This window comes from Burkholderia reimsis (genome assembly GCF_003294055.1).
Classification (GTDB): Bacteria; Pseudomonadota; Gammaproteobacteria; order Burkholderiales; family Burkholderiaceae; genus Burkholderia; species Burkholderia cepacia.
In genome coordinates this window covers 230,335-252,080 of the sequence record NZ_QMFZ01000002.1, presented here as the reverse complement: position 1 = coordinate 252,080, position 21,746 = coordinate 230,335, and the positions used below count along the sequence as shown (strand labels likewise).

At 67.4% G+C, this 21,746-nt stretch carries 17 protein-coding genes and 1 pseudogene; 15 read left to right on the top strand and 3 right to left on the bottom strand.

Going from position 1 to position 21,746, the window contains the following annotated elements; translation table 11 throughout:
* Positions 1 to 9 precede the first annotated feature (9 nt).
* The 6 genes from DPV79_RS04065 to DPV79_RS04040 all read left to right on the top strand — a co-directional run bounded on the left by DPV79_RS04065 (position 10) and on the right by DPV79_RS04040 (position 6,591).
* Positions 10 to 2,001: a beta-galactosidase gene (locus DPV79_RS04065; RefSeq protein WP_113044844.1), complete on the top strand. Its 1,992-nt coding sequence runs from the start codon at positions 10 to 12 to the stop codon at positions 1,999 to 2,001.
* Between the two features lie 66 nt (positions 2,002 to 2,067).
* A complete protein-coding gene (locus DPV79_RS04060) occupies positions 2,068 to 3,327 on the top strand; it encodes an ABC transporter substrate-binding protein (RefSeq protein WP_113044843.1) in 1,260 nt (419 codons plus the stop codon).
* Between the two features lie 70 nt (positions 3,328 to 3,397).
* A complete protein-coding gene (locus DPV79_RS04055; RefSeq protein WP_113044842.1) occupies positions 3,398 to 4,366 on the top strand; it encodes a carbohydrate ABC transporter permease in 969 nt (322 codons plus the stop codon).
* A 26-nt stretch (positions 4,367 to 4,392) separates the two neighbouring features.
* On the top strand, positions 4,393 to 5,244 hold the full coding sequence (locus tag DPV79_RS04050) for a carbohydrate ABC transporter permease (protein ID WP_027790229.1): 852 nt from the start codon (positions 4,393 to 4,395) through the stop codon (positions 5,242 to 5,244).
* A 374-nt stretch (positions 5,245 to 5,618) separates the two neighbouring features.
* Positions 5,619 to 6,113: a DUF2867 domain-containing protein gene (locus DPV79_RS04045; RefSeq protein WP_113044841.1), complete on the top strand. Its 495-nt coding sequence runs from the start codon at positions 5,619 to 5,621 to the stop codon at positions 6,111 to 6,113.
* Positions 6,114 to 6,165: 52 nt separating this feature from the next.
* Positions 6,166 to 6,591 carry a lipocalin-like domain-containing protein gene (locus DPV79_RS04040; RefSeq protein WP_048023950.1) on the top strand — a complete coding sequence of 142 codons (426 nt, stop codon included), beginning with the start codon at positions 6,166 to 6,168 and terminating at the stop codon, positions 6,589 to 6,591.
* Between the two features lie 179 nt (positions 6,592 to 6,770).
* Here DPV79_RS04040 and DPV79_RS04035 read toward each other — a convergent pair.
* Positions 6,771 to 7,214, bottom strand: a pseudogene (locus DPV79_RS04035) (DUF6306 domain-containing protein); the annotation flags it as partial.
* Positions 7,215 to 7,486: 272 nt separating this feature from the next.
* Entirely contained in the window at positions 7,487 to 8,257 is a 771-nt protein-coding gene (gene glcC, locus DPV79_RS04030; protein WP_113044839.1) for a transcriptional regulator GlcC, read from the bottom strand.
* A 230-nt stretch (positions 8,258 to 8,487) separates the two neighbouring features.
* Here glcC and glcD point away from each other — a divergent pair, with 230 nt between their 5' ends.
* From glcD to DPV79_RS03990, 8 genes are all read left to right on the top strand, one after another.
* The gene (glcD, locus tag DPV79_RS04025; protein ID WP_060228918.1) at positions 8,488 to 9,987 is read left to right on the top strand and encodes a glycolate oxidase subunit GlcD; all 1,500 of its coding nucleotides are present in this window, start codon (positions 8,488 to 8,490) and stop codon (positions 9,985 to 9,987) included.
* Positions 9,987 to 11,063, top strand: a complete 1,077-nt coding sequence (glcE, locus tag DPV79_RS04020; RefSeq protein ID WP_113044838.1) for a glycolate oxidase subunit GlcE — start codon at positions 9,987 to 9,989, stop codon at positions 11,061 to 11,063. Before glcD ends, glcE begins: the two co-directional genes overlap by 1 nt.
* Before the next feature lie 24 nt (positions 11,064 to 11,087).
* Positions 11,088 to 12,308: a glycolate oxidase subunit GlcF gene (gene glcF / locus DPV79_RS04015; RefSeq protein ID WP_113044837.1), complete on the top strand. Its 1,221-nt coding sequence runs from the start codon at positions 11,088 to 11,090 to the stop codon at positions 12,306 to 12,308.
* A 20-nt stretch (positions 12,309 to 12,328) separates the two neighbouring features.
* Positions 12,329 to 12,733 (top strand): GlcG/HbpS family heme-binding protein, encoded by a 405-nt coding sequence (locus DPV79_RS04010; RefSeq protein ID WP_027790222.1) that lies wholly within the window; start codon positions 12,329 to 12,331, stop codon positions 12,731 to 12,733.
* Between the two features lie 41 nt (positions 12,734 to 12,774).
* On the top strand, positions 12,775 to 14,949 hold the full coding sequence (locus DPV79_RS04005; RefSeq protein ID WP_059676685.1) for a malate synthase G: 2,175 nt from the start codon (positions 12,775 to 12,777) through the stop codon (positions 14,947 to 14,949).
* A gap of 579 nt (positions 14,950 to 15,528) precedes the next feature.
* Positions 15,529 to 17,091, top strand: a complete 1,563-nt coding sequence (locus tag DPV79_RS04000; RefSeq protein WP_113044836.1) for a sensor domain-containing diguanylate cyclase — start codon at positions 15,529 to 15,531, stop codon at positions 17,089 to 17,091.
* Positions 17,092 to 17,238: 147 nt separating this feature from the next.
* Positions 17,239 to 18,621 (top strand): cache domain-containing protein, encoded by a 1,383-nt coding sequence (locus DPV79_RS03995; protein ID WP_059495265.1) that lies wholly within the window; start codon positions 17,239 to 17,241, stop codon positions 18,619 to 18,621.
* Positions 18,622 to 18,650: 29 nt separating this feature from the next.
* Complete coding sequence (locus DPV79_RS03990; RefSeq protein ID WP_059688128.1) at positions 18,651 to 19,295, top strand: response regulator; 645 nt, start codon at positions 18,651 to 18,653, stop codon at positions 19,293 to 19,295.
* A gap of 45 nt (positions 19,296 to 19,340) precedes the next feature.
* Here the strand turns inward: DPV79_RS03990 and DPV79_RS03985 are convergent, their stop codons facing one another.
* On the bottom strand, positions 19,341 to 20,864 hold the full coding sequence (locus tag DPV79_RS03985) for an MFS transporter (RefSeq protein ID WP_059622188.1): 1,524 nt from the start codon (positions 20,862 to 20,864) through the stop codon (positions 19,341 to 19,343).
* A 144-nt stretch (positions 20,865 to 21,008) separates the two neighbouring features.
* Between DPV79_RS03985 and DPV79_RS03980 the strand changes: the two genes are divergently transcribed.
* A complete protein-coding gene (locus tag DPV79_RS03980; RefSeq protein WP_060058053.1) occupies positions 21,009 to 21,650 on the top strand; it encodes a TetR/AcrR family transcriptional regulator in 642 nt (213 codons plus the stop codon).
* Positions 21,651 to 21,746 lie beyond the last annotated feature (96 nt).

Below are 21,746 nucleotides of genomic sequence, written 5' to 3'. Positions count from 1 at the left end.
GGATCGGGCATGCGCCTCGGAGTCTGTTACTACCCGGAACACTGGCCGGAATCGATGTGGGCCGACGATGCCCGCAGGATGAAAGCGCTCGGCATCGAGCAGGTGCGGATCGCCGAATTCGCGTGGAGCCGTATCGAGCCGTCGCCCGGCGAATACGACTGGGGCTGGCTCGATCGGGCGGTCGACGTGCTCGGCGCGGCCGGCCTCGAGATCGTGATGTGCACGCCGACCGCGACGCCGCCGAAATGGCTGGTCGACCGCCATCCGGACATCCTCGCGATCGGCGCCGACGGCCGGCCGCGCGCGTTCGGCTCGCGCCGCCACTACGACTTCTCGTCGCCGACCTATCTCGAGGCGTCGCGGCAGATCTGCACGGCGGTCGCCGAGCGCTACGGCCGGCACCCGGCCGTGCGCTACTGGCAGACCGACAACGAGCTGGGCTGCCACCAGACCGTCGTCAGTTATTCGCCGGCCGCGCTCGTGCGCTTCCGTGCGTGGCTGAAGGCGCGCTACGGCACGATCGACGCGCTGAACCGCGCGTGGGGCACCGTGTTCTGGAGCATGGAGTATCGCCATTTCGACGAGGTCGATGCGCCCGTCGGTACCGTGACCGAAGCGCACCCGTCGCATCGCCTCGACTACCGGCGCTTCGCGTCGGACGAAGTCGTGCGCTATCACCGGATGCAGGTCGACGTGATCCGCGCGCATTCGCCGGGCCGGCCCGTCGCGCACAACTTCATGCAGCTGTTTACCGAGTTCGACCATTACGAAGTGGCGCGCGACCTCGACGTCGCGACGTGGGACAGCTATCCGCTCGGCGCGCTCGAGGAGCAATGGTTCGCGCCCGACGTGAAGGCGCGCTGGCTGCGCACCGGCCATCCCGATTTCGCGTCGTTCAATCACGACCTCTATCGCGGCATGTCGACGCTGCCGTTCTGGGTGATGGAGCAGCAGCCGGGCCCCGTGAACTGGGCGCAGTGGAACCCCGCGCCGCTGCCGGGGATGGTGCGCCTGTGGAGCTGGGAGGCGTTCGCGCACGGCGCCGGTTGCGTGTCGTACTTCCGCTGGCGTCAGGCGCCGTTCGCGCAGGAGCAGATGCACGCGGGCCTGAACACGCCGGACAACCGGCTCGACGAAGGCGGCCGCGAAGCGCAGCGCGTCGCGCAGGAAATCGCCGCCGTGCTCGATGCCGGCGCCGATGCCGACGCGAACGGCGCGGTGCGTGCCCCCGTCGCGCTGGTGTTCGACTACGAGGCGAAGTGGCTGTTCGAAGTGCAGCCGCAAGGCGCCGATTTCCACTACCCGCGTTTCGCGTTCGAGTACTACTCGGCGCTGCGTTCGCTCGGCCTCGACGTCGACATCGTTTCCGCGCACGCGCCGCTCGACGGCTACCGGCTCGTCGTCGTGCCGCCGCTGCCGGTCGTCCCGGACGATTTCGCCGCGCGGCTCGCGGCCTCGGGCGCGCACGCCGTGCTCGGGCCGCGCACCGGCTCGAAGACCGTCGACCTGCAGATTCCGCCGACGCTGCCGCCCGGCCCGCTCGCATCGATCCTGCCGGTGCGCGTATGGCGCGTCGAATCGCTGCGGCCGAACGTGACCGAACGAATCGACGGCACGCTATGCGACGGTACGCCGCTCGCGGGCCATGCGCGCCACTGGCGCGACTTCGTCGAACTGCACGACGACACGCGCAGCGTCGTGCGCGCGCGCTTCGCCGACGGTCACCCGGCCTGCGTGTCGCACGGCACGCTGCACTACTGGGCCGCGCTGTTCGACGACGCGACCACCGCCCGGCTGTTCGCCGATGTCGCGGCCGAAGCCGGCCTCACGCCGACGCCGCTCGGCGACGGCGTGCGCATGAGCCGGCGCGGCGGCCTGACCTACGTTTTCAACTATGGCGACACGCCGCACACAATCGACGCGGTACCGCCGTCGGCGTTCGTGCTCGGCAGTACGCAAGTCGGGCCGCAAGACGTGGCCGTGTATCGAAGCCGTTCGTAGCACCCCGGCACCGGCGCCACGATGCGCCGGTCACGCACAAGACGACACACAGGAATGGAGACACGCATGACACATCGCCCCCTTCGCTTCGCCGCCCGGCTCGCCACGGCCGCCGCCGTCGCACTGGCATCGCTCGGCACGACGGCGCCCGCCGATGCCGGCACGCTGACGATCAACATCGCGTTCAAGGGCGCCAGCCAGCGCGCGGTCTGGCAGTCGACGCTCGACGCGTTCCACAAGGCGCATCCCGACATCGACGTGAAGGCGACCTTCGTCGACGAGGAAGCGTACAAGGTGCAGCTCCCCGCCTGGCTCACGACCGTCGCGCCGGACGTCGTGAACTGGCACGCCGGCGAGCGGATGGCGTACTACGCGAAGCGCGGGCTGTTCGAGGACCTGAGCGGCGACTGGACGAAGAACGGCTGGGGCGCGATGTATGCATCGACGCGCGACGCATCGTCGTACAACGGCAAGCAGTACGCGGCGCCGACCGTCTACTACTCGTGGGGGCTGTTCTACCGCAAGGACCTGTTCCGCAAGGTCGGCATCGCCGACGAGCCGAAGACGTGGGACCAGTTTCTCGACGCATGCAAGAAGCTGAAGGCGGCCGGCATCACGCCGGTCGCGATCGGCGGCCGCGACGCGTGGACCCTCGCCGGCTGGTTCGACTATCTCGACCTGCGCCTGAACGGCAACGCGTTCCACCAGCAGCTGATGGCCGGCGACGTGCCGTACACCGACCCGCGCGTGAAGAAGGTCTACACGACGTGGAAGTCGCTGATCGACGCGGGCTACTTCATCGACAACGCGCTGTCCTACGATCTCGACGGCGCCCAGCCGTTCCTGTTCCAGGGCAAGGCCGCAATGATGCTGATGGGCACCTTCATCGCGGCGGGTTTTCCGCCGAACGTGAAGCAGGAAATGGGCTATTACCGCTTCCCGATCATCGACCCGAAGGTGCCGACCGCCGAGGATGGCCCGGTCGAATCGCTGCATATCCCGACGAAGGCGAAGAACAAGGCCGACGCGCACACGTTCCTCGCGTTCGTCGAAACACCCGAGATGGGCGCGAAGCTCGCGGAAGGCCTCGGTTCGCTGTCGGCCAACAGCAAGTCGCCGGAGCCGGCCGATCCGGTCTCGCGGATCGGCTTCCGGATCCTTGCCGACACGAAGAGCGGCGTCGCGCAGTTCTACGACCGCGACATGACGAAGGAAATGGCCGACGAGGGGATGAAGGGGATGCAGCAGTTCCTCGCGAATCCGGCGCAGCTCGATACGGTGCTCGCGCAGCTCGAACAGACCCGCAAGCGGATCTACAAGAAGTAACGCCGTGACCCGCGCGGCGGTGCTCCGCCGCTGCGGCTGTCCCATCGTTCGCTCGTTCAGGAGCCCTGCCGTGTCCAGTCCGATTTCGTCCCGACACCTCGAGCCGCCCGCCGCGCCGCCGGAACCGCCGCCCCCTCGCGCGCCCGCCGCGGTTACCGCTGTTGAACTACCCGCGCGCCGCCCGTCGCCCGCCGTGCGGCGGCAACGGCGTGCTGCGTGGCTGTTTCTCGCGCCGGCCTGCGCGATGGTTGCCGTCTATGTGATCTGGCCGATCCTGTCGACGCTGTGGCTGAGCCTGTACAACTGGGACGGGATGACCGAGCGCACGTTCGTCGGTCTCGCGAACTATGCGGAGCTGCTGCAAGCGCCGACGTTCTACACGGCGCTGCGCAACAACGTGATCTGGCTCGCGCTCTTCATGCTCGCGCCGCCGCTCGGCCTCGCGCTCGCGCTGTACCTGAACCAGGCGGTCGCCGGCATCCGGCTCGTGAAGTCGCTGTTCTTCGCGCCGTTCGTGCTGTCGGGTGTGGTCGTCGGCCTGATCTTCTCGTGGTTCTACGATCCGACGTTCGGCCTGCTCGCGCTGATCGCCGGGCACGGCATCCCGGTGCTCGGCGACGCGCGCTACGCGACGTTCGGCGTCGTGTTCGCCGCGCTGTGGCCGCAAACCGCGTACTGCATGATCCTGTACCTCACCGGCCTCACATCGCTCAATCCGGAACAGATCGAAGCCGCACGCATGGAAGGCGCGCGCGGCTTCGCGCTGCTGTGGCACGTGGTGCTGCCGCAACTGCGGCCGCCCACGTTCATGGCGATCGTCGTCACGGTGATCGGTGCGCTGCGCAGCTTCGACCTGATCTCGGTGATGACGAGCGGCGGCCCGTTCGAGAGCTCGACCGTGCTTGCGTATTACATGTACGACCAGGCGATCAAGTACTACCGGCTCGGCTATTCCGCGTCGATTGCGGCCGTGCTGTTCGCGATCATGCTCGTCTACATCGTGTTCCAGTTGCGCCGCCTGCTGCGCAACGAGCAGTGACCTGACCTTCCGGGGATGCCTTCATCATGTTTCCGACACCCGTTGCCCAATGGAAGCCGGTATCGCGCCGGCTGTACAAGCTGTCGCTGCCCGTCGCGCTCGTGATCTGGCTGCTGCCGATGATCGCCGTGTTCGTCACGTCGGTGCGCTCGACCGAGGAACTCGTCGAAGGCCACTACTGGGGCTGGCCGCGGCACTTCTCGATGATCGAGAACTATCGCGATGCGCTGACCACGTCGCCGATGCTGCATTACTTCTGGAACAGCGTGCAGATCACGGTGCCGTCCGTGCTGGGCTCGATCGCGCTCGCGGCGATGGCGGGCTTTGCGCTTGCGACGTACAAGTTTCGCGGGAGCACGGCGCTGTTCGGCACGTTCGTCGCGGGTAATTTCGTGCCGGTGCAGGTGCTGATGATTCCGGTGCGGGACTTGTCGCTCAGGCTCGGCGTGTTCAATACGGTCGAGGCGCTGATCCTGTTTCATGTCGCGTTCCAGACGGGGTTCTGCACGCTGTTCCTGCGCAACTTCATCAAGCAACTGCCGTTCGAGCTGATCGAGGCGGCGCGGATCGAAGGGGCGGGGGAATGGACGGTGTTCTGGCGGATCGTGTTGCCGTTGATCCGGCCGGCGCTGGCTGCGCTGGCGATTCTTGTGTTTACGTTCGTGTGGAATGACTACTTCTGGGCGCTGTGTCTCACGCAAGGGGATGAGGCTGCGCCGATCACGGCAGGGGTTGCCGCGTTGAAGGGGCAATGGACGACGTCGTGGAACCTCGTGTCGGCCGGGTCGATCCTGGCGGCGTTGCCGTCCGTCGCGATGTTCTTCGCGATGCAGAAGCATTTTGTGGCGGGGCTGACGTTCGGGGCGACCAAAGGCTGAACGCGCGCAACCCTGCGTATTCGTATCTCCCCCTCTGCATCGAGAGGTTGCCCGCTTCGGCGGGCTTTTTTTTGCTGCCAGGGTGTAGCGAGATACGCAGTACGAGCCGCCTGCATTCGGCCAGGATCGGACAATCGACTGCACTCGTCGAATCGGCGACAATACCGAATACTGAGAAGCAAGTAAAAGCCGCCGAATTAAACCGTGATATTCAGGACGCCACTCGCCACGCAAAAAGGAAGGCTTTGTCGGCAAGCTGTTCTGATCCGGATGCACGCGGTTACGGCACTGTTGTGCAGAGTCGAGTCGGTGCGCGCGTTTATCCCGCAACAATTGCCGCACCCATTACATTGTGAATTTCAGCCTGGATAATCATGACAAACAAGGTCTTGCCGATTCCCACGCCGGCGGCGGCAATTTGTGCATCAGGGCTGGCGCGCGTTGATTTCGCCGATGCGTATTCCGGCCAGGCAGATCGAACCTACGCCGACGCCGAACAAGCGGCGCGCGCCGCGTTCGCGGATCCGCCGCACGCCGTCCGATGCCTGATGGCCTTGCGTAACGGAATCGTGGCGCCGTTCGGACTAAAGGCGAGTATTGATTTCAGCGATCGCGGGCTGGGAAAAATCGACGTTTTTCCAATCATTTCGAGTACGAATGATGAAGTCGTCGTCGGCGGTAACGACAAGCATCTGGATTTTCGGATCTGGATTGGCATCCAACCGGGGCTGAAGGGATCGGAAGTGACGATTTCAACCTTGGTCAAAATCAACAATCGCCTTGGAAAAGGCTACTTGTCTGTCATCATGCCGTTTCATAAGCTCCTGTCGCGCACGATGCTGCAACGGGCGGTCAATCTGAGCGCATAGCCCCTGAATCCGACAGCCAGGGACATCCCGGTGAATGAATACAGGAGGGAAGATGTCTGAGCGCGACACCAGGCTCCACGGTTGCTGGCGATTGGTTTCTTTTGATACTGAGTTTCAGGATTCGAAGGAGCGTACTCAACCGTGGGGCGCCGACCCCAATGGCTACCTTATTTTCGACCCTGATGGGCGAATGATGGTACTGGTCACCGCGAAGGCGCGGGAGCCAGGGAATACCGATGAGAAACTGGCGGCACTGTTCCGCACCGTGATGTCCTACACCGGTCGGTATCGGATAGACGGGGATAGGTTCATCACCAAGATTGACGCATCCTGGAATGAAGCCTGGAATGGCACTGAGCAGGAACGGTTCTACAGGCTTGATGGAGACGCACTCGAAGTCAGCACCGCCTGGATGCCGAATCCGTTGGTACCTGGAAATCCAATAGGAAGGGGGATTCTCGGTTTTAGACGCGAGTAATCTTCGTTACGCCGAGTTCGCAACCAGTCGCCAGTTTGCGGGTCATCATTCGACGGTGAGTCTGGCAGACAGGCAGCCGCCTTTGCATGACCGCATGGTGGCTGCCTTTTTGAGCCGCGTCGGGTCGAAAAGCAGCATCGACGAAAATCCGCGATGACCGTTTCTTCAGGCCACCGCCGTTACGCCGCCCCCGTTTCGCTGCCCTTGATGCGCAACTGCACATCGACCGATCCGATGTTCTTCTCATGCGACACGAGCATCTGCGTGAGTGCATGGTGCATATCCGGCTGCACAAGCGTCGGCAGCAACGCCTGCAACTTCCGCACGACCCAGCGCTGGCCCCGATTCAGAAACGCGAGCCGCTCCCCCAGACCGTCAATCGCCATCGCCTGTTCATAAAACGCCCCGGTAGCATGCGTCGGCGTCGCATCGAGCGACCGAATCGCGTCGACCAGCACCGAACACCCGTGCGCCTCATCCTGCCGAATGCCGGCCACGAGCCGATGAAGTTCGGGATCGTCGATTTCCGCCGCCGTCTCCGACGCAACCCGAGCACCGGCGCGCTCGGCTTCCAGCAGTTCGTTCAGCAACGCGACCAGCGCGTCGCGCTGCGCATCGGCGGATTCGTCCGTTGCATTGGCGGGGCAGGCGTCGTGCCCGTCATCGTGGATCCGGTTCGACATGCGATGTCCTCCGTTTCGGGAAGCGTGGCGCACCGGTTCGTCCGGCGTGGTTCCGTCACGCACGGCTCACGCGACAGCGTCACGCATCACGGCAAACGACAGGAGGCCACACGAAGAATGGCTGACAGTCTGACATAGCCATGTGACACGCGTTGCCAGACGACCCGCCGCGCGTGATGCCCGTCAAGACACGCCGCAACGCACCGCCGGGATCAAGTCCACCCTTCAAGCCGCAACGTCGACCGCACGAGCCGCTGCTCCTCCTGCTCGATCTCCCTCAGATATTCGACGCACTGGCGGATATGCTCGCTCGCCGCCTTGCGCGCCTGCTCGGGCAGCCGCCCGGTCACCGCGTTATAGAGCCGCGCATGCTGGCGATCGATCTGCTTCTTCAACGGCTCGCGGTGATAGAGGTTGTTCACCGACGCAAACACCGAACTCAGCAGCAGATCCGTCAGCGACTGCAACGTATTCACGAGCACCGGGTTATGCGACGCCTCGCAAATCGCGAGATGAAACGCGTGATCGAGCTTCGCGCGCGCGGCCGGGTCGAGATCCTGCGCATCGGCCGCGGTCATCTCGTCATAACGACGCTTGATCAGGATGAAATCGGCAGACGTTCCGCGCAGCGCCGCCAGCCGCGCGGCCTCCGTCTCGAGCATCCCGCGCACTTCGAACAGGTCGTACAGCGTGCGCGGCTGCGAGCCGAGCAGGTGCATCATCGGCGAGACTTCGCGCTGCGGGGTCAGGCTCGCGACGAACGAACCCTTGCCGTGCGTCGTCTCGATGATCCCGCGCGCACGCAGCAACTTCATCCCTTCGCGCACGGCCGTGCGCGACACACCGAGCTTCTCGGTCAGCCGCCGTTCGGACGGCAACGCCTGCCCGGCCTTCAGCACGCCGTCGACGATCAATTGCTCGATCCGCTCGGCGACGACATCGGCGACATTGCGCGCCGGCGCTTGTCGATCCCGCATTTCCATACTGGTATGACCACTTTGGACGGATGTCGCCGATTTTCTCATAAACCCTTGTCGTGACTGGCTTTTACGTCAAGACCCACCCTAGCTTCACGGCACGCCTCGAAAAACTGGTATGACCACGCTCGCGACGTATGGACACACACCGGCCGGCCGCCAAGAATGCCGTCCATCCGGCGCGTCGCGCATCCCGCGGCCGCCCGCATGGTGAAGAGTGGAGACGGAGACACACGATGAGTTTCACCTACGACGAACGGATCGACGGCCCGCTGGCGACCGTCGGCCGCGACACACTCGTCGCCGCGCTGCACGCGGCGGCGCCCGGCCTCGACGTGCTGCATGAGCGTGAAGCGCTCAAGCCGTTCGAATGCGACGGCCTCGCCGCCTATCGCACGGTACCGCTCGCGGTCGTGCTGCCCGACACGGTCGAGCAGGTGCGCGCGGTGCTGCGCGTCGCCGCCGCGCTCGGCGTGCCGGTGGTTGCGCGCGGCGCGGGAACCGGGCTGTCGGGCGGCGCGATGCCGCTCGAAAAAGGCCTCCTGCTCGTGATGGCGAAGTTCAACCGGATTCTCGACATCGACCCCGATGCCGGCGTCGCGCGCGTGCAGCCCGGCGTGCGCAACCTCGCGATCTCGCAGGCAGCCGCGCCGCACGGCCTCTACTACGCGCCCGATCCGTCGTCGCAGATCGCGTGCTCGATCGGCGGCAACGTCGCCGAAAACGCGGGCGGCGTGCACTGCCTGAAATACGGGCTCACCGTGCACAACATCCTGAAGGTCGAGATCCTGACGATCGACGGCGATACGCTCACGCTCGGCGCCGACGCGCTCGACGCACCCGGCTTCGACCTGCTCGCATTGTTCACCGGCTCGGAAGGGATGCTCGGCATCGTCACCGAAGTGACCGTGAAGCTGCTGCCGAAGCCGCCGAGCGTGAAGGTGCTGATGGCGAGCTTCGACGACGTCGCCGAAGCCGGTGCCGCCGTCGCGCGGATCATCGGCGCGGGCGTGATCCCCGGCGGCCTCGAGATGATGGACAACCTCGCGATCCGCGCGGCCGAGGATTTCATCCACGCGGGTTATCCGGTCGACGCGCAGGCGATCCTGCTGTGCGAACTCGACGGCTCGCCCACCGACGTCGACGAAGATGCCGAACGCGTCGCCACGCTGCTGCGCGATGCCGGCGCCTCGGAGATCCGTGTCGCGCGCGACGAGGCGGAGCGCCAGCGCTTCTGGGCCGGCCGCAAGAACGCGTTCCCGGCGGTCGGCCGCATGTCGCCCGACTACTACTGCATGGACGGCACGATCCCGCGCCGCGAGCTGCCGCGCGTACTCGAAGGAATTGCCGCGCTGTCCGCCGAATACGGACTGCCGGTCGCGAACGTGTTCCACGCGGGCGACGGCAACATGCACCCGCTGATCCTGTTCGACGCAAACCGCCCCGGCGAACTCGACCGCGCGGAAGCGCTGGGTGGAAAGATCCTCGAGCTGTGCGTCGCGGCGGGCGGCAGCATCACCGGCGAGCACGGCGTCGGGCGCGAGAAGATCAACCAGATGTGCGTGCAGTTCAACGCCGACGAAATCACGTTCTTCCACGCGGTGAAGGCCGCGTTCGATCCGCAGGGCCTGCTTAATCCCGGCAAGAACATCCCCACGCTGCACCGCTGCGCCGAATTCGGCGCGATGCACGTCCATCACGGCAAGCTGCCGTTTCCCGAACTGGAGCGTTTCTGATGCGACGCGAAATCGAATCGATCGACGACAGCGCGGCACTCGTCGCCCAGGTCGACGCGGCGATCCACGACCGCCAGCCGCTGCACATTCGCGGCGCCGGTACCAAGGCGTTCCTCGGCCGCCCCGTCGAAGGCCGCACGCTCGACGTGCGCACGCATCGCGGCGTCGTGTCCTATGACCCGACCGAACTCGTCGTCACCGCGCGCGCGGGCACGCCGCTCGCCGACCTCGAGGCGATGCTCGATTCGGCCGGCCAGATGCTGCCGTGCGAGCCGCCGTCGTTCGGCGGCGCGGCCACGGTCGGCGGCATGGTCGCGGCCGCGCTGTCGGGCCCGCGCCGCCCGTGGGCCGGTGCGGTGCGCGACTTCGTGCTCGGCTGCCGCGTGATCACCGGCCACGCGAAACACCTGCGCTTCGGCGGCGAGGTGATGAAGAACGTCGCGGGCTACGACGTGTCGCGGTTGCTCGCGGGCAGCTTCGGCTGCCTCGGCGTCGTGACCGAGGTGTCGCTGAAGGTGCTGCCGAAGCCCCGTGCAACGTGCGATCTCGCGTTGCCGCTCGCCGTGGACGAAGCCGTGCAGCGCGTCGCCGCATGGCGGCGCGCGGGGCTGCCGCTCGCGGGCGCCTGCCACGCGGACGGCGTGCTGCGCGTGCGGATCGAAGGCGGCGAGGGCTCGGTGAAGGCCGCGCGCGACACGATCGGCGGCAACGCCATGGACGACCATGACGATGCGTTCTGGGCACGGCTGCGCGACCTTGCGCTGCCGTTCTTCGACGACCCGCGCCCGCTGTGGCGCGTGTCGGTGCCGGCCGCCGCACCGCTCGACGCCCTGCCCGGCGCGCTGCTGGCCGACTGGGGCGGCGCACAGCGCTGGCTGAAAAGCGACGCCGCACCGGCCGACGTGCAGCGGCTCGCCGCGCAATGGGGCGGGCACGCGACCTGCTTCACGCCGGGCATGACGCACGAGCCGTTCCAGCCGCTGCCGCCCGCGCTGCTGCGCGTGCACCGCCAGCTCAAGGCACAGCTCGACCCGCATGCGATTTTCAATCCCGGCCGCCTGTACGCCGATTTCTGACGCGAACCCGATCCCGACCCGCCGATGCAAACCAATCTCAGCGAAGCAAGCAAGGCCCTCGCCCGGGCCGACGAAGCGGAAGCGATCCTGCGCGCGTGCGTGCACTGCGGCTTCTGCAATGCGACCTGCCCGACCTACCAGGTGCTCGGCAACGAGCTCGACGGGCCGCGCGGGCGCATCTACCTGATCAAGCAGCTGCTCGAAGGCGAACCGTGCGGCGAACGCACGCAGCGGCATCTCGACCGCTGCCTGACGTGCCGCAACTGCGAGACGACCTGCCCGTCCGGCGTGCGCTATCACACGCTGCTCGACATCGGCCGCGCGGAAGCCGAAAAGCGTGCGCAGCGGCCCGCGCGCGAGCGCCTGCTGCGCGCGGGGCTGCGGCACGTCGTGCCGCGCCCGGCGACGTTCGCCGCGTTGCTGAAGGCCGGCCGCGCGCTGCGCCCGCTGCTGCCGGGCACGCTGCGGGACAAGATCCCGGCCGCCGTGCCCGCGGCCGCGCCGCGCCCGCCCGTGCGCCACGCGCGGCGCGTGCTGATGCTCGAGGGCTGCGTGCAGCCGTCGCTGTCGCCGAACACCAATGCGGCCGCCGCGCGCGTGCTCGACCGGCTCGGCATCAGCGTGAGCCCGGCGCGCGAGGCCGGCTGCTGCGGCGCGACCGAATATCACCTGAACGCGCAGGATGCCGGCCTCGCCCGCGCACGCCGCAACATCGACGCATGGTGGCCCGCGATCGAAGCGGGCGCGGAAGCGATCGTGCTGACGGCAAGCGGCTGCGGCGCGTTCGTGAAGGAATACGGCGACCTGCTGCGCTCCGACCCCGTCTACGCGGAGAAAGCGCAGCGCGTCAGCGCGCTCGCGCGCGACCTCGCGGAAGTGATCGCGGCCGAGCCGCTCGACGCACTGGCCGGTTCGACCCCATGCCGCATCGCGGTTCATTGCCCGTGCACGCTGCAGCACGCGCAGCGGCTCGGCGGCGCGGTGGAAAACATCCTGACGCGGCTCGGCTTCGATCTGACGAATGTCGCCGACGGCCATCTGTGCTGCGGTTCGGCCGGCACGTATTCGCTGACGCAGCCCGAACTCGCGATGACGCTGCGCGACAACAAGCTCGACGCGCTCGAAGCCGCACGCCCGGACCTGATTGTCACGGCCAACGTAGGCTGCCAGACTCACCTGAACGGCGCAGGCCGCACGCCGGTGCGCCACTGGATCGAGCTCGTCGACAACCATCTCGTCAACTGACCTGATTCCGGAGGATCTCCATGCAGACGAAACCCGAACTCGAACTGGCCGATGCCGACCGCATGCTTGCCGCCGCCCGCGCGGAAGCGGAACGCCACGGCTGGGCCGTGTCGATCGCCGTCGTCGACGACGGCGGCCACCTGCTCGCGTTTGCACGCCTGGACGGCGCATCGCCGGCCAGCGCCTGTATCGCGCAGGACAAGGCGCGCGCGGCGGCGCTCGGCCGGCGCGAGACGAAGGCGTATGAGGATATGATCAACGGTGGCCGCACCGCGTTTCTCAGCGCGCCGCTGACGGGATTGCTCGAAGGCGGCGTGCCGGTCACGGTCGGTGGCCGGATCGCGGGCGCGATCGGCGTGTCTGGCGTAAAGTCCGAACAGGACGCGCAGATTGCCCGCGCCGGCACACAAAGCGTCGCGGTATGACCAGCCAAGCCGCGCGCGATTTTTCCCCGGGAGGATTAACGATGATCGACCAAGCAGGACTGCAAGTCGCGCCAGCGCTGAGCCAGTTCATTGAAAACGAAGCGTTGCCGGGCACCGGCATCGACAAGGCCGCGTTCTGGAGCGGTTTCTCGGCCCTGGTGCACGACCTGGCGCCGCGCAACCGCGAGCTGCTCGCGGAACGCGACCGCCTGCAGCAGGAACTCGACACCTGGCACCGCGCGCACCCCGGCCCGGTGCGCGACCACGCCGCGTATCGCGCATTCCTCGAACAAATCGGCTACCTCGTGCCGGTCCCGTCGAACGTCGCGGCAGCCACCGCGAACGTCGACAGCGAGATCGCGACGCAGGCCGGCCCGCAGCTCGTCGTGCCGCTGTCGAACGCGCGTTATGCGTTGAACGCCGCGAACGCCCGCTGGGGCAGCCTGTACGACGCGCTGTACGGCACCGACGCGCTGCCGGAAGACGGCGGCGCCGAACGCACCACGGCCTACAACCCGACGCGCGGCCAGCGCGTGATCGACTACGCGCGCAACGTGCTCGACAACGCGGCGCCGCTCGCAAGCGGCTCGCACCGCGACGCGCTGCGCTACCGCGTGCAGGACGGCCAGCTTGCCGTCGAAACCGCCAAGGGGATCGTCGGTCTCGCGCAGCCGGCGCAGTTCGTCGGCTACCAGGGCGCGGCCGACGCGCCGTCCGCGATCCTGCTGAAGCACAACGGCCTGCACCTCGAGATCCAGATCGACGCATCGACGCCGATCGGCCGCGCCGATCTCGCGAACGTGAAGGACATCGTGCTCGAAGCCGCGGTCAGCACGATCATCGACTGCGAGGATTCGGTCGCGGCGGTGGACGCAGACGACAAGGTCCAGCTCTACCGCAACTGGCTCGGCCTGATGCAGGGCACGCTGGTCGAGGAAGTCGCGAAGGGCGGCAAGACCTTCACGCGCCGCCTGAACGCCGACCGCGAGTACACGACGCCCGACGGCGGCACGCTGTCGCTGCACGGCCGCTCGCTGCTGTTCGTGCGCAACGTCGGCCACCTGATGACCAACGGCGCGGTGCTCGACCGCGACGGCAACGAGATTCCGGAAGGGATCCTCGACGGCGTCGTCACGGTGCTGTGCTCGCTGCACGACCTGAAGGCGAAGCGCAACTCGCGCACCGGCTCGATCTACATCGTGAAGCCGAAGATGCACGGCCCGGTCGAAGTCGCATTCGCCGATACGCTGTTCGCGCGCATCGAGGATCTGTACAACCTGCCGCGCAACACGCTGAAGATGGGCATCATGGACGAGGAGCGCCGCACCAGCGTGAACCTCGCCGCGTGTATCGCCGCCGCCGCCGCGCGCGTCGCGTTCATCAACACCGGCTTCCTCGACCGCACCGGCGACGAGATGCACACCGCGATGGAAGCGGGCCCGATGATCCGCAAGGGCGACATGAAATCGTCGGCGTGGATCCAGGCGTACGAGCGCAACAACGTGCTCGCGGGCCTGTCGGCCGGCCTGCGCGGCCGCGCGCAGATCGGCAAGGGCATGTGGGCGATGCCCGACCTGATGCACGCGATGCTCGAGCAGAAGATCGCGCATCCGCGCGCCGGCGCGAACACCGCGTGGGTGCCGTCGCCGACCGCCGCGACGCTGCACGCGCTGCACTACCACCTCGTCGACGTGCAGGCCGTCCAGCAGGAACTCGAGAAGACGCCGTACGCGAGCGAACGCGACACGCTGCTCGAAGGGCTGCTGACCGTGCCGGTCGTCGAGCGCGCCGCGTGGAGCGAAGCCGAGATCCTGAGCGAAGTCGAGAACAACGCGCAGGGCATCCTCGGCTACGTCGTGCGCTGGGTCGAACAGGGCGTCGGCTGCTCGAAGGTGCCCGACATCCACGACGTCGGCCTGATGGAAGACCGCGCGACGCTGCGCATCTCGAGCCAGCACATCGCGAACTGGCTGCGCCACGGCGTGATCACCGAGGCGTTCGTGCTCGACGTGTTCAAGCGGATGGCGCGCGTCGTCGACCAGCAGAACGCCGGCGACCCGAACTATCGCCCGATGGCGCCCGGCTACGACCAGTCGACCGCGTTCAAGGCCGCGTGCGCGCTCGCGCTGCAGGGCACGTCGCAGCCGAGCGGTTATACCGAACCGCTGCTGCACCGGTTCCGGCTCGCGTTCAAGGCGCAACAGCACGGCGGATAAGCACGGCCGTGCGGCGGGTTTCCGGCGTGCCGGGAGCCCGTATGCCGGAAGCCCCTATGCCGGGCTTCACGAAACGGGCGGCCGCAACGGCCGCCCGTATTCATTTTCGCGTTCGCACGGCTGTTGAAACGAATAATCGGCGCATATCGATACCTTCATTTTTTTCACTCGCCTGCCGTAAACCCGATGGAATCGGCGGCCGCGCGCGCCGCGGTTTCGCCGCTCATGCCGTACAGCCTTGCGCCGGAACGCTTTGCCGGATATTCGCAAGCCCGGGAATTCACTGAAACTTGATCCGGATCAACGGCCCGCAACATTTTCCGCGCGCGCGAACGCGCGCGTTATACTCCGTTGAATTCGCACTGCCCGATTCGTCGGATCGTTGAATCGGCGTAGATGTCACCAGTAAATGCGCGATTTACCGGTATATCTGGCCGCGATTCCCGGTAATCAGTATCCATTTTCTCGCCGGCCGGCAGAAAGGCGTCGAATGGACGCGTGGCGGATCGCCGCCGCCACGTCATACGAACAATTGCATCGGCCCGCCGCCCGGCGGCAATGCCCATCGATCCACGGACCATGGCAGAAACCGATTACGCAGTGCCCAGCGAATCCGGCCTGACGAGCCGTGTCGCCGCACATCTGCGCCGGCTCCTGCTGCCGCACCTGATCTTCTATACCGGGCTGCTGATCGCGCTGCTCCTGTTGTCCCTGTGCGGGATCGTGCTGTACGAAGGCCGCATCGACGCGCGCGACCGCTCGATCTCGATGCAGCAGAATCTCGCGCTGATGGCGTCGTGGGACATCGAGCGCAACATCGAGATCTATTCGCTGTCGCTGCAGGCCGTCGTCGAAGGCGAGAACGACCCGGATGTCGTCAAGTTGCCGATGCCGCTGCGCCGCCAGGTGCTGTTCGACCGTGCGACGACGGCCAAGTACCTCGGCGGCATCTACGTGCTCGACGCGAAGGGCGACATCGCGGTCGACGGCAAGAGCGACGTGCCGCGCAAGGCCAACTTCGGCAACGAGCCGTACTTCACCGTGCACCGCGACCATCCCGACGTCGGCCTGTACGTCAGCCCCCCGTATCATTCGCGCTTGCGCGGCGGCTCGCCGAGCATCGCGCTCAGCCGGCGGATCACGAAGCCCGACGGTTCGTTCGGCGGCGCCGCCGTGATGTCGATCCGGCTCGAATATTTCCAGAACCTGTTCTCGCGGCTGTCGCTCGGCGATCGCGGCTCGATCGCGCTGATCAATACCGACGGCAAGATGCTCGCGCGCGAGCCGTACGACCCGAAGATCGTCGGCCGTGACATCAGCCGCGCCAGCACGTTCCGGCGCTTCATGACCGCCAACGAAGGCAGCTTCGCCGATACCGCGTCGATCGACGGCGTGCGCCGCCTGTACGTGTTCCGGCATCTCGAGCACCTGCCGCTCATCATCATGGTCGCGCGCTCGGAAGCGGATACCTACGCCGCGTGGTACGACCGTGCGATTCCGATCGGCTCGGCGATGGTCGCGCTCGCGATCGGCTTCGTCGGCCTGTCGCTGCTGCTCGACGTGCAGCTGCGCAAGCGCCACCGCGCGGAAACCGAACTGCAGGCGCTCGCGCGCACCGACGGCCTCACGGGCCTCGACAACCGCCGCATGCTCGACGTCACGCTCGCACGCGAATGGCGCCGGGCCGCACGCTCGCAGCACGCGCTGTCGCTGCTGTTCATCGACGTCGACTACTTCAAGCGCTACAACGACACCCAAGGGCACCAGGCCGGCGACGACGCGCTCGCCGCGGTCGGCCACTGCATCGCCGGCTGCCTGCGCCGCCCGGCCGACTACGCGGCGCGCTACGGCGGCGAGGAGTTCGTCGTCGTGCTGCCCGACGTCGACACGGACGGCGCGGCGTCGATCGCCGAGACGATCCGCACCGGCGTCCTCGATCTCGGCATCCGGCACGACGCCGGGGCGACCGGCCGCCTGACGGTGAGCATCGGCGTGACGACGAGCTATCCGGAACACGACGACGACATGCAGGCCGCGCTGAAGCTGGCCGACGACGCGCTGTATCGCGCGAAGGAAGGCGGGCGCAACCGCATCGTCGTGCACGCGCCCCCCTCCGGCGGCCTCGCGGCGCGGCGGGCCTGAACGGGCCACCGCCGGGCGCCGGCAGGGCGGCTGGCCGGCCACTGTCGCCGCCCGCGCGCAAAATCGCCGACAATGTCGCCTCGACACGCCGCCGCGCGGCTGCCTCGCCCGGCCGGCCCGCGCGGTGCGCGGCCGCTTCGCACCACCATGAGACTCAAGGCAAAGATCTTCCTTCTGGCCATCGTGCCGTTCCTGCTCGCGATCGCCGGCATCGGTTTCGGCGTGCGCCAGCAGGCGACGTCCCTCGCGCGCACGCAGCACGCGACGATCCAGGCCGCGTACCTGTCGAGCAAGGAGGTCGAGCTCAAGCACTACGTCGAGCTCGCGACGAGCGCGATCATGCCGCTCTACGACGCGAGCGGCCGCAACGCGCGCGACGACGCGCTGCTGCGCACGCAGGCGCTCGCGATGCTGCAGAAGATGGATTTCGGCCCGGACGGTTACTTCTTCGTGTACGACCTGCACGGCAATTCCCTGATGCATCCGCGCGAGCCCGAGCGGGTCGGCCACAACTACTGGTCGATGCGCGACCCGCAGGGCGCGCTGACGATCCAGAAGCTGATCGGCGCGGCGTCGAGCGGCGGCGGCTACGTGCGCTACGCGTGGCAGCGGCCGTCGACGGGCCGCGTCGCGCCGAAGCTGGGCTACGTCATCGCGCTCGAACGCTGGGGCTGGATGGTCGGCACCGGCATCTATCTCGACGATGTCGACACCGCGCTGCAGCGCATCGACGCGCGCGCGTCCGCGAACATCGAGCGCACGATGAGCTGGCTCACCGCGATCGCGCTCACGGGTGCCGCCGCGATCGCCGTGTGCGCGCTGGTGCTGAACGTCAGCGAGTCGCGCAGCGCCGACGCGAAGCTCAAGCTGCTCGCGCAGCGCGTCGTCGAATCGCAGGAACAGGAGCGGGCGCGGCTGTCACGCGAGCTGCATGACGGGATCAGCCAGATGATGGTATCGGCGAAGCTGATGCTCGAATCCGCGCTCGCGCGCTTCGAACGCGGTACCGCGCGCATGCCCGAGGCCGAGCAGGCGCTGACATCGGGCGTCGTGCGGCTCGGCGACACGCTGCGTGAAGTACGGCGCATCTCGCATGCGCTGCGCCCCGCGATGCTCGACGATCTCGGCCTCGCGGCGGCGCTCGAGCAGCTGGTACGCGAGCTCGGCGCCGAAAGCGGCATCGACATCGGTTACACGCAGGTCGCGCACAGCGGCGCCCGGCCGCTGCCCGCGGCGGTCAACACCGCGCTGTTCCGGATCGCGCAGGAAGCGTTGAGCAACATCGTGCATCATGCGCGGGCGTCGCGCGCGGCCGTCACGCTCGACGTCGGCGCGCAATCCGTCACGCTGACCATCGCCGACAACGGCTGCGGCTTCGACGCCGAACGCTCGCAGGCCGACGTGCGCCACGGCATCGGCCTGCGCAACATGCGCGAACGCCTCGACGCGCTCGGCGGCATCCTGACGATCACGTCGCAGGTCGGCCACACGATCGTCGCCGCGCGCGTGCCGCTGCGCAGCGACGCGTGACGACGCCCCCATAACAGGAGACCTTTCGCATGAGCGCCCCCGACACCACCCGGCCCGTCGCCCGACTGCTGCTCGTCGACGATCACCCGCTCGTGCGCGACGGCTTGCGGATGCGGCTCGAAGCGGCCGACCTGTCCGTGGTCGGCGAAGCCGGCAACGCCGACGAGGCGCTCGCGCTCGCCGCGTCGCTCGAACCCGATCTCGCGCTGATGGATATCGGCATGCACGGAATGAACGGCATCACGCTCGCGGGCGTGTTTCACGAACGCTTTCCGGGCATCCGCGTGCTGATGCTGTCGATGCACGACAACGTCGAATACGTGACGCAGGCCGTGCGTGCCGGCGCGAGCGGCTACCTGCTGAAGGATTCGCCCGCGAGCGAGATCGTGCGCGCGATCGGCACGGTGCTGGCGGGCCAGACGTTCTTCAGCGAAGGGCTCGCCGCGCGGATGATCCACGCGAGCACGACCGCGTCGCCGCTCGACCGGCTCACGCCGCGCGAACGCGACATCCTCGACGCGCTGGCGGAAGGGCTGTCGAGCAAGCAGATCGCGCAGCAGACGGGGCTGTCGGTGCGCACGGTCGAGACGCACCGGCTCAACCTGAAGCGCAAGCTGGAGATCGAGGGGCAGGCCGAGCTGATCAAGTTCGCGGTCGAGCATCGGCGAAAGTAGGCCGGCGCCGCGATCTGCCGCAAAAGGCTCGGCCGGCAAGCCGCATCATTCCGGCCGTGAAGACGTCACACACGCCGCCGCCGCGCGCCCCGATTGCTTCTTCGTTTCACGCCGCATCATCAGCATCACCGCAACACCAACACTGAGGATTCCGGAACACAGGACCGCGATCGAAAACCCGTGCGCCATCGCATCCCGATACGCGCCGAGCAGCGCCGGCTGTCCCGCCGCAAACACATGCTCCATCACCGCCTGCCGCGCCAGCGTATCCGCTTGCGCGCTGCCGGCCGCTTGCATCGCGGCCGTCATCCGGTGCAGCGCACCGACGCTCATCATGCTGCCGAGCACCGCGATGCCCATGCTCATCCCCGTCTGGCGCAACGCGTTCATCGTCGCCGACGCCATGCCCGCACGCTCGGCCGGCGCGAGTTCCATCACGGTCATGCCGGTCGCGGGCACCGCGAGCCCCATGCCGACCCCGAGCACCGCCAGCGCGATGCCGACCGGCACATACGGCGTTCCCGCACCGAAGCCCGCCATGGCCGCGAGCATCGCGCCGACCAGGCCATACCCGGCCACCATCAGCGCGTGCAACGGAATGCGCGCCGCGATGCGCCCGAACAGCATCGACGTGATCGCCGTCATCACGAACTGCGGCATCAGTTGCCAGCCGGCGGCGGCGGGCGTGCGGCCCTGCGCCTGCTGCAGGAACAGCGACAGGAAGAACAGGCTGCTGTACCCCGAGAACCCGAGCACGAACGACGCGAGATTGGCGCGCACCAGCCGCCGGTCGCGAAACAGCCAGACCGGCAGCAGCGGCCGCTCGACGCGCGTTTCGACACGCACGAACACGACGAACGCCACCGCGGCGCCCGCGAGCGGCGCGAGCACCTTCACGTGCGACGCGCCGGCTTCGCCGATGCCGATCAGCCCGTACGTGAGCAACCCGAGCCAGGCCACGCTCAGCGCCTGGCCGAGCGGATCGAACGCCGCGTGCTGCGGATGCCGGCGCTCCGGAATGCCCCACGCGCCGAGCAGCACGGTCACGATGCCGATCGGCACGTTGACGAGAAAGATGTCCTGCCATCCGCCATGCTCGACGAGCAGGCCCCCCACCAGCGGCCCGAGGATCAGCGCGAGCGCGCTGAACGCGGACCATCCGCCGATCGCGCGGGCGCGCTCGCGCGCATCGGGAAACGCATGCGTGAGGATCGGCATCGCGCCCGGTATCAGCAATGCGCCGGCGAGCCCCTGGATCGCGCGCCCGATCAGCAGCGGCTCGAGCCGGCTCGCGCATGCGCAGACCACCGACCCGGCCGTGAACAGGACCACGCTGGCGAGCCACACGCGCTTGTGTCCGTAGCGATCGCCGAGCGGGCCGGCCGACAGCATGAACGCCGACAGCGCGAGCGCGTACGCGTTGACGACCCACTGGAGGCCGCCGATGTCGGTATCGAGCGCCGTCTGCAGCGTCGGCAACGCGACGTTGACGATGCTGATGTCGAGCGTGGCGAGAAAGGTGCCGAGACAGGCGGCCAGGACGAGTGCGGCGCGGCGGTAGCGAGGCATGGCGGTCGGCCCTTCACGGGCACGAAGATGAGAATGATTCTCATCATATATATCGACTGACCGTCGGTCAATGGATTGCGTTGGCCGTGAACGGGGCGCTGGCCTAAACTGCGGGCTTTGCACGAACGGGCGTCGAGCCGCGCGATGACGGACAGGACAAAGGCAGGAACCACGACAAGTAAGGACGACGCGCCGGCGGGGAAGCTGCCGCGCACGAAGCCGGCGGAAGTGCGCCTCGAGGAGCTGATGGCCGCGGCCGAGACGCTGTTCCTCGCGCAGGGCGTGGAAGCGACGACCATCAGCGAGATCGTCGAGCACGCGCAGGTGGCGAAGGGCACGTTCTACCACTACTTCGAATCGAAATCCGACATGCTCGCCGCGCTCGCGCAGCGCTACACGGCGTCGTTCCTCGACCGGTTGCAGCACGCGGTGGACGCGTGCGACGCCGACGACTGGCTCGCGCGCCTGCGCGCGTGGATCCGCACCAACATCGAAACCTACGCGGCGACCTATCGCACGCACGACATCGTCTACGCGAATCACCATCACCACGATCGCGCGAATGCCGACAAGAACGCGATCCTCGAACAGCTCGGCGCGATTCTCGACGGCGGCGCACGGGCCGGCACGTGGCGGCTCGCGCACCCGCAGGTCACCGCGCTGCTGATCTATGCGGGCGTGCACGGCGCGACCGACCACATCATCGCGGCGCCGGAAACGGATCGCGCCGCGTTCGTCGACGCGGTGGTCGACGATTGCCTGCGGATGCTCGGCGTCGGCACCTGACGCACGGCAACGCACCAGGCACCCGAGGGCGAATGCCGTTCAGTCACGCTGAACGGCATTTTTCATTGGTGCCATCGCGAAGTGACAATTGTTCAT

Excerpts from the sequence above, each read along its gene's own strand:
- DPV79_RS04065 (WP_113044844.1), top strand. The coding sequence starts at position 10 with ATGCGCCTCGGAGTCTGTTACTACCCGGAACACTGGCCGGAATCGATG.
- DPV79_RS04060 (WP_113044843.1), top strand. The coding sequence starts at position 2,068 with ATGACACATCGCCCCCTTCGCTTCGCCGCCCGGCTCGCCACGGCCGCC.
- DPV79_RS04050 (WP_027790229.1), top strand. The coding sequence starts at position 4,393 with ATGTTTCCGACACCCGTTGCCCAATGGAAGCCGGTATCGCGCCGGCTG.
- DPV79_RS04045 (WP_113044841.1), top strand. The coding sequence starts at position 5,619 with ATGACAAACAAGGTCTTGCCGATTCCCACGCCGGCGGCGGCAATTTGT.
- DPV79_RS04040 (WP_048023950.1), top strand. The coding sequence starts at position 6,166 with ATGTCTGAGCGCGACACCAGGCTCCACGGTTGCTGGCGATTGGTTTCT.
- glcC (WP_113044839.1), bottom strand. The coding sequence starts at position 8,257 with ATGGAAATGCGGGATCGACAAGCGCCGGCGCGCAATGTCGCCGATGTC.
- glcD (WP_060228918.1), top strand. The coding sequence starts at position 8,488 with ATGAGTTTCACCTACGACGAACGGATCGACGGCCCGCTGGCGACCGTC.
- glcE (WP_113044838.1), top strand. The coding sequence starts at position 9,987 with ATGCGACGCGAAATCGAATCGATCGACGACAGCGCGGCACTCGTCGCC.
- glcF (WP_113044837.1), top strand. The coding sequence starts at position 11,088 with ATGCAAACCAATCTCAGCGAAGCAAGCAAGGCCCTCGCCCGGGCCGAC.
- DPV79_RS04010 (WP_027790222.1), top strand. The coding sequence starts at position 12,329 with ATGCAGACGAAACCCGAACTCGAACTGGCCGATGCCGACCGCATGCTT.
- DPV79_RS04005 (WP_059676685.1), top strand. The coding sequence starts at position 12,775 with ATGATCGACCAAGCAGGACTGCAAGTCGCGCCAGCGCTGAGCCAGTTC.
- DPV79_RS04000 (WP_113044836.1), top strand. The coding sequence starts at position 15,529 with ATGGCAGAAACCGATTACGCAGTGCCCAGCGAATCCGGCCTGACGAGC.
- DPV79_RS03995 (WP_059495265.1), top strand. The coding sequence starts at position 17,239 with ATGAGACTCAAGGCAAAGATCTTCCTTCTGGCCATCGTGCCGTTCCTG.
- DPV79_RS03990 (WP_059688128.1), top strand. The coding sequence starts at position 18,651 with ATGAGCGCCCCCGACACCACCCGGCCCGTCGCCCGACTGCTGCTCGTC.
- DPV79_RS03985 (WP_059622188.1), bottom strand. The coding sequence starts at position 20,864 with ATGCCTCGCTACCGCCGCGCCGCACTCGTCCTGGCCGCCTGTCTCGGC.
- DPV79_RS03980 (WP_060058053.1), top strand. The coding sequence starts at position 21,009 with ATGACGGACAGGACAAAGGCAGGAACCACGACAAGTAAGGACGACGCG.